We start from the raw sequence: 15,121 nt of genomic DNA, 5'->3' as shown, positions 1-15,121 counted from the left end.
CATCGTAGGGCTGGAGCCAGGCTTTTTTCAACCGCGCAAAAGCCTTAGCGCCGGGACGGTGATCCCCGCCATAAAATGGGTAGCGAGGATTGCTGTACCCCCTCCAGCGAGAGGGCTGACCCTGAAGTTTAGGGCTTTGGTTCGGTTTCCAAGAAAAAGGCAACACTGGCAGTAGCCGCAGCACCCTGGTTGGTGAAGGTAAACAACACCTCGGAGCCACCCGCCAAGCGGTTGTTGGTCATATCCATAACATGCCACTGGCCATCAAGGTTTAACGTCCTTGAGATACCTACAGTGCTGATAGAGGGATCGATGAGCTGCACCTTTTGAGACTCCGTAAAGCCTGTGACCCGGTAGAAAACCTTCCGGGTTAAGGCCTCGGCATCTGTCTTGAAGCCGAATACACGCTGGCCGCTCTGTGGGATGGTCGCCGACAGAGTGTTGAAGGGGATGCGTCCACAATTGTAACCGCTGGTGTTACTTCCGCCGCAATAGGTTGGGGCGCTCAGGCTGATACCATCGATGGCCATAGGCGCACTGTAGACATTCAGATAGTTTGATCCACTGTCATAGTACGTGCAGTTTTGATTATACAGGCCTGAGCATTGTTGAAGGCGGCTATAGCTGCCTATTGAAAAGCCAGGTGTGAAACCCTGCCCGGTGGGCTTGGTTGCATACAATCCACCAAAAGCAGTTTGGCCATGCTTTATTGCTTCTGATACGTGCAGGTAAAACGTCTGTCCCTCACGATCAGCCCGAAGGGTAGTTCCGCCCAGACCGCTCAAGTGGCGCTGGCTAGAATCAATGATTCGTGACGCCACATGAGATCCTGTCAGGGTACCGCTGCCCGACACGGTGGTTTGCTCCAAGGAATCTTTAGACGGAGTATTGGCCTTGATGCTCTTACGAGAAGCATCTCCTGAGTAGGTCATCTGGAACTCACAGTTGCGGCTTGTTTCCCCAACAATGAGCGACGAGATATAGCATATCGAATCGTTGGTTTGGCTATAGCCCTCAGCGATAATCCTGCCGAACCGGAATTCATTCGGATCTTGCTGCTTGGCCCAGACCTCTACCTCTTTCAGCAAACGACCATCGGAATTGTTTGTGCCGTCGTACAGAGAAAGCTTGGTTTTGATCCCATCCGCCTTGACGGGTAGCGCCAGGCTTTTGGCGATAGTATTCACTGCCCCAACGCCGACCCGGACGCCGTCCCGGTAGAGGCTGACGTAACCGCTATCACTGGAGACGTTGATTGCAAGCGGGCAGTCGGTCGCTGAGTACTGGGCCTCGCAGAAGTCCCCAGCAGGCAATTCGATGGTTCCAGTGTAATCAGGGACTTTTTCCTGAATTGAAACCGAGCCCATCAATGTTTCTGCGGTAACAGGGCAATTGGCAGTGGATTTGCTGCTCGAAATCTTGCAGGCAACACTCTGGAAAGCGTGCTGCTTTTCAGAGACTGCGAGGGTTGAAGAGACGGTATAGGACTCAGAACTCAAAGTGCTCACGCCCAACAAAACGCTGTTGCGGTAAAGAACGGTGTTGGTTGGCAGGTAAGAGGCACCAGCATCAGCCTTTGGGAACGTCTCATAGTTCACATTGAAGGCGCAGGTATCATTGAAATAGCGGCGCGTGCAGGTGTACTGGTTCCCGCTCGTTGCTTGCACTTGGGCCCCAGTGATGTCGATCGTGCCATTCGGGACGGTTTCGGCAAGCCTGACAGGCCAGGAAGCCAGGATCAACGATGGGTCTGAGATCACCGTTGCCGGGCATGCCGCTCCGTCGATGACCATTACAGCGATACTGCCGCGCTTCACCAAAATGGAGCTAAGGGTACTAGCAGACTGGTAAGGAAGCGCCGTTTGCCCTGTTAGCTGCTTGTCCGCGTCGTAAGCGCAGGCCATGGCTGAGGTCTTGTTCAGATCACCGTTCTGAAGTTTTTGCATGAAAAACAACCGGCAGCTATCGTAATTCTGATTGAAGGGGAGTTTGCATGTGTCATATGTACTGGCATAGCTGGGCGATGGTGTGATCTCAGCACCATTTTGCCTGCGCGCGATGGTGAAGGATTTGCTGTCCATGAGCACGTTCGTGGGGCTAGATGTTGTCCTCTCAGAGTAAAGATCAAAAATGTAATTACCCTCTCGCAGATCAATCGCACAGCTTCTCGATACGGTAGCACTCTCCGAGGGGGCGACCGGGCTCGTGTTAATGCAAATCAGCGCTCCGGTGTTGCGGTTGTAAACGTAGCCTGAGCTGTTGGCGGTGAATGCAAAGTCAAACTGAGTCGTATTGTTGTAGAAAGTAGGTGAGGGGATAGGTGACGGCAGGGTCATTGAGCCAAAATAGCTTGAATCTGGCCGCTTGACCTTCAGTGTGTAGCCATCAAGAAGCTTGTTGGCTTTGCTCTCTTCCCCAGAACCCTCACGAAGCTCGATGGAATGGTCGCCCAGGGACAGGGAATAACCTGTTGTCGTGGAGTTGCTATTGGATCGGGTTTTGTAGACACCATCAATGAACAGAGAAACGACCGAGCTACCGGTAGGGCCTGAATTGAGCCAGAAGTAAAGGGTGCAGGCAGTGCTTTCTGCGTTTACAAGGCAAGGTTCAGGTGCTGCCCATTTGTTACCATTGGCAAGCCGCTTGAGGTAGACAGTATTTGATAATGCCCCATCGACATAGCTGGTGTTGTAGTAGACCGAAGAGGGTGGCCTGGTGGTTGCCGCGAATGCATTACCCACGACATTGGCATTGGTGTGGTTGAGCACCATGGTGTCCAGCACCGGGTCATCCTCGGCAATCACACCGCCTTTGCGCACACGCAGTTCCACGACTTGGTCTTTGATTCCCTCCTTGGCCACAACGGTGTAGTTGGTACGTGCGGCGCTGAGGGAGAAGACCCCAGAGTTTGTACCCCCATTGGTGTACTTCAGATAGACGACTGGGTAAGTGGTCTGCCCGGAAGGGACGCTGTCGGTAATGATGGCGGCGGTCAGGGAGCAAGAGCCAATCCCGGTGTAGTAAATCTCACAGCTGTAGGTTGGATTTTCAAAGCTGAAAGGGTACTTGTCAGCATCAATCACCTTGACCCACGGCAGGTCAACGACCTTTAGCAGGGCCTCATCGGTACCGCACGCCGTGTTGCCTTCATAGAAGTGCTGTTCGAAGCGAGAAGCTTTTGGGTGAGTCACGTTGACGCTGAAGGTCTTGTCTGTGGTGACTTTAGATGCTTTCAAGGCACCTGTCGCCTTATCGTACAGGCAGGCGGTAACGGTAGCGGCTGAGGACTCCCATTTAGGTGCCCAGATGCCAACGCACGAATCAGAGCTTTCATAGGCCTGGCAGAACCCGGCCTCCGGACTTCCAGTAATGGACTGTACCAGCTTAAAGGTGTGTGGCGCGTTGGGGTGGGCTACGACCTGCATTTCATCAAGAAGCTCGCCAGAAACCGTGGCGCCCATGCGGACTTGAACATCCCAGATTTGATCTTGGCGTTTGTTGGCTGAAAGAGGCAGTGAAGCTGTGAATGAAGTACTGCCCGTAGCCGAGGCAATAAGGGATGAAGAATTGCTGGCCTTGTACCAAATCCTGGCAGAAGTATTGCCGGCAGAATTGACTGTTACATTGCAGGTGCCGTTATAGATGCTGGTGGTGCATTCACCAGTGGGCGCGGCGAGTCGCTGGAAGTAGGTAGGTCGATTGGCGGTTAAGGTAACGGCTGCCAACGCATCATTGCGCACATCATCGCCTTCACGCAGCGAGTAGTTCCGGGTGCCTGATGGGATGATTAGTGAGATCAAACTGCCTGGAGCCCCAGACCAGACTTTCTGGCCATTATCATCGCGCCACAACGTCACCAAGGGTGAGGTTGATGTAGGGGTAACAGGCAGACCGCAATCGTTTCTCGAATAGATCATGTTGCAGGTTGTGGCGCTCGCCTTGAGCGATCCAGTGTGTGCAGGACGCACCCCCGTCAGCTCTTTGGTATCTAGCCATGGGTTTGATAGCTGTGGCGTCTGAGCGCCATGAAAGCGCAGATCGAAGCTGTTCTTGGTTTGTGCAGCCCCATCGTAGTTGCTCACCCCCACCGTCACCACACCCCCTGTCGAACCTCCGCCCTCAAGGTTTGAGGTATGGGAGTTCCAGATTGATGCGCCATCGGTTGCCGTGTAATCAAGCTTCAGGCTGCAAGTGCCGCGTTGGTAGTTGAATGTGCACTGGGTAGGGCCGTTTGTGACCAAAGATCCGGTAAAGGTTTGTTTAATGCCTTGAGAGATGAACGAAGCCAGGGGTGGGTTGCTGAAGTCATTCCCTTCGCGCAGGGTGTAAGCCACACCATACTCTGTAGCCGATGATGGAAAGGTGCCCTCTTTGTTCGTGGAAACAGCTTGGCCGTTTTCGTCCCAAACCGTGCTGGTGGGCGCATCGGTCTTGAAGTAGATGGATTGCGTGCAGGTGTCTTTGGAGTAAAGAATGGCGCATGCAGTCGGGTCTACAAGGTTAAAGCTGGCGGAATAGTCGGACTGGACTGCCTTGATGGACTTTCGGTAAAGAATCTTTCCGGCCCCACTGCTGCTTGCGCGCAGGTCGACGATTGAACTTCCAGGCGCGATAGTTACCATGGACTGACCGCTCAGACGTGCATTGGAATAGGGCTTGTCCCTGATCCATAGGCGGCTGATGTCGTTAGTACTCCACTGTACGCGAATTTGGCACGTTGTATTCTTGCCCATGGCCAGGCAGGTGTCGCCATCTGGCAAGCTCAGGGTTCCGGCGCTCACAGGTCGCTTGCCTTGCGTCATGACCGAGGAAAGCAAGGTGCCGGTTGACTCGCCACCTTCGCGCAATTCGTAGATAGCTGGGAATTCATAACCGTAACCGGTGACCGAGCCTGCTTTCACATTCTTGATCATGGGGGTCAAGCCGCTGGAGGTACGCTGCCACACGGAGGCAGAAGTTACATTGGTGGCAGACCAATTCAAAACCACATCGCAGGATGGTTCGCCAGAATACAGGTCGCAAGCCCCGGAATTCGCAGCGGTTAGCTCTCCTGCCGGGGGTGGGTTATTGACCCATGCGTCATCCCAAAGAGCGGTAAGACTGACCGAATCAAGCAACCTTTGACTGGCAGTAGGGCCATCATGCAAGCGGTAGGTGAGCGACTTGCCCAACGTCAGATACGCGTCATTCTGGCCATCGTAGGCGTAGGCCACACGAATATTCTGATCGCCATCCTGGCGCCACAAGGAAACCTGCTGGCTCTTGGTGGTCATCCAGAGCATGGGGACTCTGCAATAGCCGTCACGAGAGGGCAGGTTGCAGGTCAACCCATTGGGCGTGAAAATGAAGGCATCAAGCTTCTCAGCAGGGTCTGAGACTGGCTTCGCCATGCCTTTGAGCTCTGGAACATAGTGCTGCAACCTGATGCCAGCTTCGCTGGAGGACATGAAGGCGAGCAGGCAGAGCCCAGCAAAGGGCAGTAGCTTTTTCATGAGATGTTCCGAATTGTAAGGTCAAAGGTATAACATGAGATTAGTCATATATTGACGTCATGCGGTGGCAGGGTCAACGAATTAACGACTTTTGTAACAATTGACGTACAACTCGAATTTCGGGCGCCGCGAACGACGCATCCGCTTTACAGGCCCAGGTCTTGCCCCATTAATTGGTCACCGAAACGCTTGTTTTCAAGCTGGCGCAGGTAGAGGGTGTTGGATGCTGCACGATAAAACAGAATGCGCTGACCATCGTCTTTCAGAGCACGCTCAATATCCTTGATATTGAAGGTTCGGTGCATTGCTCTGATGGCCAGAAAGGGTTTGAGTTTCCCCATTACGCCGATGCCAGAGTCTACCAGGTCATCGCCAGTCACCGAGTAGCATTGGCATCCGAGGAAGTCGACCATTGCCGACAGAGCGGTGCGAAGGTCTGGCTGCTCTTGCTGGCGGTACCGGTTAAGCGAGGCGAGGTTACGGCCCAGGGTCTTAGCCATCAACGCTGGGTAGAAGCTGTGATGCTTGAACAAGATTACCAGGCTATTGCTTAATGCCCTGATCGCAGCCTGCCTGTCTGCCTCGCCCAGGCGATTCATGGTGAAGTTGGATTTCTGGAGGGCCTCAATAGTCTCGTACCAAATCTGATCGCCATAGCGATCAAAGAAGCCCTCAGGAATGTCTTGCTCATCTACCGTGAAGGGGTAATCCTCATCCATCTTCTCCACAGCACCCAGAAGGCGAGAGTAGACGTCCTCATCAAGCGTGCTGTGCCCTCGGTCATAGAGGTATTGGCGAATGGCCTTGCTGTCAGCAAGCGGCCTTTCACCGACGTTGTCGATGAGGTTGTTCACCTGATCGCGCAATTGTGCGCTCTCAAGCATTTCCAGCACCATTTTGAATTCAGGCGCTCTATCTGCTGCAATGATCTCGCGCAGGACGGGCTCTTTGATTTCAAAAAGCTCTCTGTAATCTCGGTAGGCTTGCTCGGCCAATGGCAGATCGAGCAAAGACAGCGGAGTGTGATCAGTCCCACGTAGATCAACGAGGGCAGACTGCAGATTGATGATATCGATGTGACTGCCGCCCACGGCTTCCTTAATCAAGCTCAGAATCTTGCTTTTGTCCGACTCACTGGAGCAAGCGGCCCCTGCCAGGATCTTGCCATAGGCAAGCTTAGCCACGTCGTCCCGGTAGTCTGGGGTGTCGAACTCCTCGGTTTCAGCCTGACGCTGGGCTTCTTCCAACTGCTCCAGGCCCGGATAGAACCTCTCGATGAGCCTTTCTTTCAGATCTTGCCGGTTGAGCCAGCCTTCGTCCTGGGCTTTGAGGAGAAATGCCAGCGAAGAGTCAGGGAAATCTGGATTATTGATGTCGATTCTGCGACTTGCCTGATCGATCACCAATTGCTTTTGGCGATAACGATCGATCATGTTTTTGGTCAGCGTGACAGGGGCTGACCAGCCAGCAGAAGGCGCTGCCTGTGACAATTTATTCAGGGTGTGGAGAGTATTCATAAGCCTAGATCGCCGCCAAAACAGTTGTCGAGGGTCTTGCTGTCCTTCACATCCTTCAAGAATTGAAGATCCTGAGTCAATTTATACATAAACCCTTTGATCTTGTCATCGGCTCCAGCCGCCTCCATCACAATCGTTCGATCACTGATCTTGAGCAATTCGCAGGTCAGCCGGGGAAGGACATCCGCAACGATGGTGTTGTAATTGCGACTGGTAGCAAGCGCAAGTAGGGGGCGAAGACCTACAGCGGCAGGCACTTTCTCAAGATCGCGGATTTTGCCGTTGGTGTGACTGCCCATGGCTTTGAAGAGCAGGTAGTTGATGTCGTACTGGTCAAGCTTCAAAGCTTGACAGGCTTGGGCCAAACCTTTACATACCGAAGTGACAGTCACTTCGGGCTTGTGGTTGTTGATCATCTGTTTGATCGCGTCGAACATATCGTCTCGCATGACGTGCTGACGGTACTCGGGGCACAGGTCGACTGCTTCGACCAAAAATGGGATCTGGGGGTTTTCGAGGTTGCCAGCGATAGCGCCCATCACAATGGCCATTCGCTGGCTGCATTCGTCCTGAGTGACTTTCATTGAGCCTGTAAGCTTCAGGCGCATGCTGGGGCACTTGGAGGGGGAGGTGAAGATCACGTGATTGGCGACCCTCTCAATGAGCCTGGCAGCAAGGCCTTCATCAACTTTGCTGCCCAGCGCGTTCAATGCGCGCACTCCGCGTTCTTCAGGGATCCAGCCTGTAAAGGTGCAGGTGATGATCTGGCGGTACAACTCCAGCTTCGCGAGGCCGTTGATGTCCACGTGCAGCTCGGGGTGAAGCATGATTCGGCTGTCTTCATCGATCAGCTTGGGCAGCAGGATCTCAGCAGCTGAGCCAGTCACTCCCTCAAGGTCTTGATAGCGCATGGCTGTCAACTTGAGGATGCTGCGTAGCTCCTCGGTCAGACTCATCGGGAATTTGTCACAAAAAGACTTACCCTTGAGCGACTCGCCCACCATCTCATAGACCCCGTAAGTGCGAGCATGATCGATCAGCAGAACGAACGGGAGTATGGCTGATTCGAATTCGTCCCGATCGTCTTCAGATAGGGCATCCAGCCAATCGTCAAAATCAGCAAAGCCCACAGAATCGATCAGCCAGTTTGCGCAAGCCTGTGCGTGGCTGATCATCTTAGTGATGGCCAATTCTGGCAACGTCTTACCCTTGGTCTCTGCTAGCCAGGCCATGACCTGGTGACTGGTACTGATCAGACCCATACGGGTTTTCTCAAGCTCGATGTCTTGATGCATTGTGTCGCTATTCATAACCCGAGATCCGCCCCGAAAGCTTCGTCCAGCAGCTTTTTGTTCTTGAGGCCATTCAAGAGCTGCGGGTTGTTGGTGATTTTGTACATCACGTATTTGCCGGCGTCATGCTGAAGAGCCTGACCCATGGCAAACTGGCTCATGGCTTGCCATAACCCGAATGCGATGCTTTTCTTGACGTCCGTTTCGATCCCCTCCTTGACTTGCGAGTGCCTTTTGAACAGCAACTTCGACATGGAGATAGCCCCAACAGCCGGATTCTCAAGGGCTAGGTCATACGCACTACCCAGGCTAATTTCCTGAACTGCCATGAGCGCGACCACTGAGAGCTCGGCATCGCTGAGCCGCAGGGCTTTCAGGAATGCAGAAAGGCGCATGAAAGACTCGACCCCATAATCAAAGTCCTGGGAGGGGTTGTCCTCGTTTTCATCAACCTCTCTTTTGATCTGCTCGGTCAGATCCTGAACCAGCAGCTTGTCGTAGTAGAATTCATTGTCACGGATAATCTTGGCATAGTCCTCCATCGTACCCTCATGCGCTGGCAAGCCATTGGGGGACATTATGCTGGCGATGGCATGGTGCAACCGTTGGGAGCACTCGCGGTTCGAAGGGATTTTAGATCCGGTGATCTCTAGGCGCAGATCCATCAGCGGATCCACTGGGCGTTGACCGATCAGGTAGGCGACGTCATCAGTGACCTTCTTCGCCCATTCCTCTCCGACGTCATTCTCGTTTTTGAGCAAAGCAACCAGGTCATGAAAACGGTTGCCAAGAAGCTCGCCAGACTTGGCAGCGTCAATAATCTGAAAGCAGGCCGAGGGCAACAATGCCGGGTAGAGCGCCTTGTAGGCTTCATGACCGCCATTAAGAATGAATTGTGCAGGCAAGGGCGGATGAAATAACGAGCTATGATCTTTTTCAATCTTGTCGTGGCATCGTTCCTGGTAGGCCATGCGGATGTCGAAAACTTCGTAGATAGACAAGTCTTCGTTCAGAAGCTCGATCACCGCTGCAAGATTGGTAGTTCCTGCGCTCAGCGCATACGCAGCCACCCTGGGCATGACGTCTTGATCTTGGTAGAGATTCAGGCGCATGTGATCGATCACATGCTTGCGAAGGCCCTCCACGCTGCCATGCAAGGCTCGGTATTCAAGGATCAGGTTTTGGGCGCGCTCGGCCACGGCCTTCAGTCGGTCATAGTTTTCAGGGTTCAGCCCCTGAATAGTGCCGGCTTTACCGACATTTGCATTTCTATCCAGCTGGGCGAGCTCATCAATGCGGGCCTTGCCCATGCACTCGAACTCGCACATCAGATTTCTGTGTTCTTCACTGTTGTGCATGCTTCCCCCTAACGATATGACTCTAGTTTAGGGTGTGCGGGCTGGGCAATTCTAGGCAAAAGGAGGGGTGGGCGGTTTGTGCCGCGCATTCCCAAATCATAACCCAAGATCTGCCCCGAGGGTATCGTCGAGCAATCGCCTATCCTCGATCCCATTCAGAAACTTGCGATCCCCGCTCATTTTGTACATCACAATTTTGCCACTGTCCTGCTTGAGCGAGTGATCCAGGGCTTCAGGGGACATGGATTGCCAAAGCCCATAGGACACCGCAAGATCGACCCGACCATTGATCTTACCTGGCAGCAAGGCTCGGTGACGAAAGAGTTCTCGGGCCATCTCGACAGCCCCAACCGCTGAGTCTTTGGTCACAGCGTCATAGGCAGCACCCGCGTATGAGTTTTTGACCGCCATGAGAATGATCAGCGAGGTATCTGAGTCCGTGAAGGCCAGGCCTTTGAATAATTGCGCGAGCTGGCCGGCAATCTCAACACCGTTATCATGCTCCAGAGCTTGCCCTGAATCGAACTCAGCAATATGAACCCTCAAGGCCGACACCATTTCTTGCATCAAGAACCGGTCTGAATATTCTTTATTCGTTCGAATCAGCTGGGCGAAATCCTCCAGGGATCCATTGTTTGCCTTGAGCTTGAAATTGGGCATGAAAATGCCTTTCAGGGCGCGGTGCAGGCGATACGAGCTTTCGGTGGCTGTAACGTCATCCGTTCCGAAAATGTGCTGGCGCAGCTGCGAAAATGGCTCACGAGGCACCTCGTTGAGATGAACCTCCATGAAATCCCGAAAATCTTCCGGTGTCAGGTATTCAGTTTCAATCTCGGATTCGGAAAGCAGGTCAACCATTGAACTGACCGCATCGGCACGCAGCAGGCCGCTTTTGACCAACTCACACATGCGAGCCCCAACCCGCTCGCTGGTTGTGGGGTACAGAAAACAGTAGGCGGTGGCGCCACCGAACTGGATGTAATGCACTGGCAGTGGAGGGATGAAGTCCTTGTTGGCCATGTAGACCGGGTAGAAGCAATTGTCTCGAAATTCACGCTTCACTTCGCGCAGGTCTTCTGAGCTCAAATCCTCGTACAGGTACTCAACGACTTCACCTAGCAAAGGGGTATCGCATAGCAAAGCAATCGCCGCAACGCTCTCGAACCCGACATGGCCAAAGTCCAAGTTAATGTCGAACAAACTGCCATGCATGACCTTGTAGCGCAGTAGCAATTTCTGGGCTTGCGCTGAGAGTTGTTGCAGAGGCTCGAAGATGGTGGGCTCAAGCCCCTGGATGCTATCAAAAACCTGATCGAAGGGGTTTGGGCGTGTGTTGTCCACTACAGCCTGCCAGGCCTGGACGATTGCGGAAAAATCGCCCATCAATGCATCTTTTTCAGCCGAGTTGCGCATACTATCCCCCTGTATGCCCCATGATAGGGGTTAAGACGCTGCTGGCGCTAGCATCAGGGGATCGTGTTGTTTGCAGGATCAGCCTCTTCCTGCGAGTGCTGGGAGATGATCTCGCGACCTTTCACGAACCCAGACAGCCATCGATCGGCCCCATAAACGCGCCCCATTAAGATCGCGTAGGCCAAGACAGCTACAGACACCCACCGGCTTTCTGGGGCCAGCAAGATGCAGGGCAATGGCGTCATCAGGGTCATCAATACGAAATCGTTAGCAGGCTTTTTCAGGACGGCCCGAAGAGACCCAAAAATCTTCTTCATAGCGAGCCTTCCGGGATAATCAGCCTGCCGATTTGATGCAATACTCGCATGTGCTGACCCTCATCCTTGAGTCCTGGCTCGATGCTGGACAGAAGGTCTTTGAGGGCCGCACGGGCTGTTTGCTCCCAGGGGGTAGGGCAGTACATCTCGCCCATGGACTTGTTGGGTAGCAACGCATGCATGATCAAGTTCTCCCCATCCCGCACATGGTTCAGGCTGAACTCGATCGCTTGTGCGATCAGCACATGATGCAAAGGGGGTTGGTTGACGTCAGCAATGTGGGGGAAGCGAACAGCCTCAAGCAGAATGCGCTCCAGCATCCGAGGCAGGTCTTTCTGAGCCATGTCGTTCAGGTAGGGTCGCTCGTCCATCAGCATGCGGATTTGCAGGGCAATGCCCTGGTCGGGGTGGGCGCTGAGCTGGGTAGGCAGCAGTTGGTGTTCATCGACCAGCCCAAACGCTGCGTACTCGAACATCAAGGTAAAGCGGCGCGATGCTTCCCACAGGCTCATGTGCGCCTGGAGACCCAGCATTTCACGAAGCTTGGGCGCCTCGTCCTGGTCACTTTCCAATAGGTGGCGCACCAGCTTTTGCCGCATGCGATCGGCTGAGGTCTTGTCTACAGCGTTAATCATATCCTGAACAACCTTGGGCGCATCAGGGTGCTCGAAAGCCCGGTCAACCAGGTCTGACTCATTTACAAGCCGCAGTTCGATCAGCTGGCGCACGTCACGAAGCTTGCCTGCTACGTCTGCCGGTCGAATCCACTGGTGGCCATCGGGCGTATCGCGGCGTTGCATACGCTGAGCAACGCTGGCGACTTCCAGAAGCATTTTTGGCGTACATTGCTGACTCATCAAGAGCTCCAAGCAAACCTGGGCCTTCTCGTGCTCTACGCACAAAGCGAAAGCCACGCTTTCGGCAAGGTGAAGTAGGTAGAACGACTCTGGGTACTGGGGAATGTCACGCTGCATGCGCTCCAGAGTCGCTTCGAGATCCACCATCCAGCCGATGTCGGACAGGATCAGGTTGAAGGCATTGCCGTTCTGATAATCCTGGCGGCGTCGAGAGGCCAAGGTGCGATCTTCCTCGATGTGCATCCCATTCAGGTAGATAGGGTAGGGGAAGGACGTCTTTGGCTCTGCGGTTTGGGCGATCATGTGGCTCTCTTTGCTTTCAAAAGCACAGGCGAAGTGGGGAAAGCCGACAATTATAGAGATAAGAGATTTATTTGGCAATATGTGCCAAAAGGTAGCACCACCTTGCATTTCTGAAACATCGATCCCAGAGAGCTTGGTGACCAATCTCTTTGGGTTTCACGCCCACATTCGGTGACATGAGCCTTCCGACCCTATAGTCTTTTTGGGGTATATTGACCCTTGAGATCTCGGTGGCCAATCTTTGGGCTACCGCATCCCCATCTTCCCTGCTGCAAAAGGCCCCTTGCTATGACCATCCCAGAACGAAGCGTAGAAATTCATTGCGTAAGTAGTTGTGATTCATCAACCCGAAAGGGCCGCTACGAAGCCTGCATTTCCGATGGGTCTGGCAAGGTCTACGCTACGGGCTCATTGGAGGATACGACCTCCAATCGCTGCATCATCCAGGGCATGATCGATTTAGTCGGACGATTGGACTCACCTTCCACTATCAGACTTATATCCAACACAAACATCGGATTAAACAAAAAAAAGGGTGTGAATTTTGACCTAACATCTCAATTGCATGCGGCTGCTGAGAAAGGAGGGCACACGTACACATTCGACATCCTGGAGAGGAAGGAATGCGATCTCCTTAGGCTCATACGCTCAGCTGATGGGTATGAGCATTCCCAAGCTACCGGCAAGGTCAATGACACCTTGCAAGACTACCGAGCAAAATCAAACTCCAGGCTCGATTACCGTTGGGTGCCATACACCCTCAGCCCTATTGATTTTGGCTGGGAGCACCTCAGCACAGTTGAGGAAACCTTGCGGGTCTTTCTGAAGGATGAAGCAGAAGCCGCCCATGAAGCCTATGAAAGCGGTTTCGCTTTGGAACTTGGGGATTTGCCTTACTCCTCAGCCGATTTCAGCCAGGAGTGGGCATCAGCCAAGGCCATGGCGGAGAAAATCTGCGGCAGTGGTGAGCTGCGGGATAACCCTGCTGTGTTCTGGGTTCCGGGGGAGATGAAATTCAACTACGCATTTGTGTTCAAAATGGAGAATAATGGAACAACCTTTGTGATATCGCCAGTTGAGCTCCCATGGCTTGAACAGCACTCCATTACAAACAGGATCATGAGAAACAATCGATCTGGATTGCAAGGGTCGTTCAAGCAGGTTGCGTGGGCAGAGTCGATAGTAATCAAGGCCTGCAATAATTATGAGGAAATAGGCAAGCTCGTCCCTTCAATGATGCCTGCGCTTTCCGTTCTGAGCGAATTGTTGAAAGCCAAGACCGATGCCACCTGGATAATCGCGAACCACCGCAAGCTCAACCTTGCATTTGATAAGCGCAAGAGGGGCCTTGCAATCGATGGATCGATCGTAGAACAGCACCCTATTATTGGGCAGAAAGCATCTGGGATGCTCAGCCGGCAGCTTCAAATGGAACTGGAGCCACTCATTGCTTTGGGCAAGCCAAACGTTTTCACTGCCTAGGATCAGGCCTGGTCGGCCTCCCATAAAATGGATCCACCTCTATCCAAGCTGTTCAATATGTGACAATATCGCGCCCAATTGATTGCTGGCATTTTTAACCATTGCGAACACCAAGGAACTGACATGAAGCGACTGCTCATTGGCCTGATGGCCCTTTTGCCCCTCACAGCCATGGCTGCCTCTAACTCTGTAGTCGTCTCCGGCGACTCGACCGTCGTCATCAACGGCAAAACCTATTCGGGTAGCAACATCACGGTCAACGGCAATAACGTCATCGTCGACGGCAAGCGCCAGGAAGGCAGTCTGTCCGGGCCCATCAGCGTGATTGTGAACGGCAATGTCGACTCGGTAACGACCAGCGCCGGCAACGTACAGGTGACGGGCACCGTGGGTCGAGTCAAGACCATGAGCGGGGATGTGCGCACCAAGGGTGACATCCTGGGCAGCGCCAACACCATGTCAGGTGACATCGAAGCCAAAAGCGTTCGTGGAAACGCCGAATCAGTATCGGGTGACATTACCCAGGGCGAATGAAAAAGCCCGAGTGCATTCCCATGAGGTGATGCGTTCGGGCTTTTTGTGGGTGATGGTCAGGAGCCGCAAAAGCCCCAAGCCTTGTTAGGCGCAGGCGGGTTGCGAAGCGGCTTCGGTTGAAGCACCCGCCTCTGGCACCAGGGCGGAGATGTTCACAGGAATCGCACACTTCCACAGCTTGTGCTTGAGCTCCTTGGCATAGGCCTTATGCTCATCGGTGATGTGGTTGACCACGTTACCGTCCAGATCGATCCGACTGGTCGCCTGCTTGAAGGCGCGCAGGTAGAAAGGACGCGATACCCAGTAGCCCAGGACATGGCGAACATCTTCCTGGCTGATACCCAGATCAAGCTCACGGGACTTGGCCAAAATGTCCTTATGAATTTGCTGTTTGAGCGGCTGAACCCGACCCTCGTTTTTACGAGGAAAGGCTTTGGGAAAAAGCTCCTGGAGCTTCTCCAGATTGGCGATCATGGATTTGAATTTTTCGGGTTCCAGAGGCAGCTTTTTCATTCAATTATCTCACTTGGATAGTGCAAATACGGATGACAGCCCG

10 protein-coding genes are annotated in these 15,121 nt (G+C 53.4%); 2 read left to right on the top strand and 8 right to left on the bottom strand.

Annotation, left to right across the window (positions count from 1 at the left end; genetic code table 11):
• Positions 1-128: 128 nt before the first annotated feature.
• The 7 genes from IFT57_RS07910 to IFT57_RS07880 form a co-directional block, all read right to left on the bottom strand.
• The gene (locus IFT57_RS07910; RefSeq protein ID WP_192151119.1) at positions 129-5,492 is read right to left on the bottom strand and encodes a hypothetical protein; all 5,364 of its coding nucleotides are present in this window, start codon (positions 5,490-5,492) and stop codon (positions 129-131) included.
• A gap of 146 nt (positions 5,493-5,638) precedes the next feature.
• Positions 5,639-7,009 carry a hypothetical protein gene (locus IFT57_RS07905; RefSeq protein WP_192151117.1) on the bottom strand — a complete coding sequence of 457 codons (1,371 nt, stop codon included), beginning with the start codon at positions 7,007-7,009 and terminating at the stop codon, positions 5,639-5,641.
• Positions 7,006-8,319, bottom strand: a complete 1,314-nt coding sequence (locus IFT57_RS07900) for a hypothetical protein (RefSeq protein WP_192151115.1) — start codon at positions 8,317-8,319, stop codon at positions 7,006-7,008. Before IFT57_RS07900 ends, IFT57_RS07905 begins: the two co-directional genes overlap by 4 nt.
• Entirely contained in the window at positions 8,316-9,659 is a 1,344-nt protein-coding gene (locus IFT57_RS07895; RefSeq protein ID WP_192151113.1) for a hypothetical protein, read from the bottom strand. The genes IFT57_RS07900 and IFT57_RS07895 overlap by 4 nt, the downstream gene beginning before the upstream one ends.
• A 96-nt stretch (positions 9,660-9,755) precedes the next feature.
• Positions 9,756-11,072 (bottom strand): hypothetical protein, encoded by a 1,317-nt coding sequence (locus tag IFT57_RS07890; RefSeq protein WP_192151111.1) that lies wholly within the window; start codon positions 11,070-11,072, stop codon positions 9,756-9,758.
• 53 nt (positions 11,073-11,125) lie between these two features.
• Entirely contained in the window at positions 11,126-11,389 is a 264-nt protein-coding gene (locus IFT57_RS07885) for a hypothetical protein (protein WP_192151108.1), read from the bottom strand.
• The gene (locus IFT57_RS07880; protein ID WP_244657272.1) at positions 11,386-12,693 is read right to left on the bottom strand and encodes a hypothetical protein; all 1,308 of its coding nucleotides are present in this window, start codon (positions 12,691-12,693) and stop codon (positions 11,386-11,388) included. Before IFT57_RS07880 ends, IFT57_RS07885 begins: the two co-directional genes overlap by 4 nt.
• A 144-nt stretch (positions 12,694-12,837) precedes the next feature.
• On the opposite strand from IFT57_RS07880, the gene IFT57_RS07875 reads away from it, so the two are divergent.
• Both IFT57_RS07875 and IFT57_RS07870 read left to right on the top strand, forming a co-directional pair.
• A complete protein-coding gene (locus IFT57_RS07875; protein ID WP_192151106.1) occupies positions 12,838-14,031 on the top strand; it encodes a hypothetical protein in 1,194 nt (397 codons plus the stop codon).
• 123 nt (positions 14,032-14,154) lie between these two features.
• Entirely contained in the window at positions 14,155-14,565 is a 411-nt protein-coding gene (locus tag IFT57_RS07870; RefSeq protein ID WP_192151105.1) for a hypothetical protein, read from the top strand.
• Positions 14,566-14,649: 84 nt separating this feature from the next.
• Here the strand turns inward: IFT57_RS07870 and IFT57_RS07865 are convergent, their stop codons facing one another.
• Positions 14,650-15,078, bottom strand: coding sequence for a ProQ/FINO family protein (locus IFT57_RS07865; RefSeq protein WP_192151103.1), 429 nt, complete (start codon positions 15,076-15,078; stop codon positions 14,650-14,652).
• Between the last annotated feature and the right edge of the window lie 43 nt (positions 15,079-15,121).

The organism is Pseudomonas sp. CFBP 13719, from assembly GCF_014842095.1.
Taxonomy (GTDB): Bacteria; Pseudomonadota; Gammaproteobacteria; order Pseudomonadales; family Pseudomonadaceae; genus Aquipseudomonas.
This window is presented reverse-complemented; position numbering and strand designations above follow the sequence as displayed.

Coding starts and splice junctions, on each gene's coding strand:
- IFT57_RS07910 (WP_192151119.1), bottom strand. CDS start 5,492: ATGAAAAAGCTACTGCCCTTTGCTGGGCTCTGCCTGCTCGCCTTCATG.
- IFT57_RS07905 (WP_192151117.1), bottom strand. CDS start 7,009: ATGAATACTCTCCACACCCTGAATAAATTGTCACAGGCAGCGCCTTCT.
- IFT57_RS07900 (WP_192151115.1), bottom strand. CDS start 8,319: ATGAATAGCGACACAATGCATCAAGACATCGAGCTTGAGAAAACCCGT.
- IFT57_RS07895 (WP_192151113.1), bottom strand. CDS start 9,659: ATGCACAACAGTGAAGAACACAGAAATCTGATGTGCGAGTTCGAGTGC.
- IFT57_RS07890 (WP_192151111.1), bottom strand. CDS start 11,072: ATGCGCAACTCGGCTGAAAAAGATGCATTGATGGGCGATTTTTCCGCA.
- IFT57_RS07885 (WP_192151108.1), bottom strand. CDS start 11,389: ATGAAGAAGATTTTTGGGTCTCTTCGGGCCGTCCTGAAAAAGCCTGCT.
- IFT57_RS07875 (WP_192151106.1), top strand. CDS start 12,838: ATGACCATCCCAGAACGAAGCGTAGAAATTCATTGCGTAAGTAGTTGT.
- IFT57_RS07870 (WP_192151105.1), top strand. CDS start 14,155: ATGAAGCGACTGCTCATTGGCCTGATGGCCCTTTTGCCCCTCACAGCC.
- IFT57_RS07865 (WP_192151103.1), bottom strand. CDS start 15,078: ATGAAAAAGCTGCCTCTGGAACCCGAAAAATTCAAATCCATGATCGCC.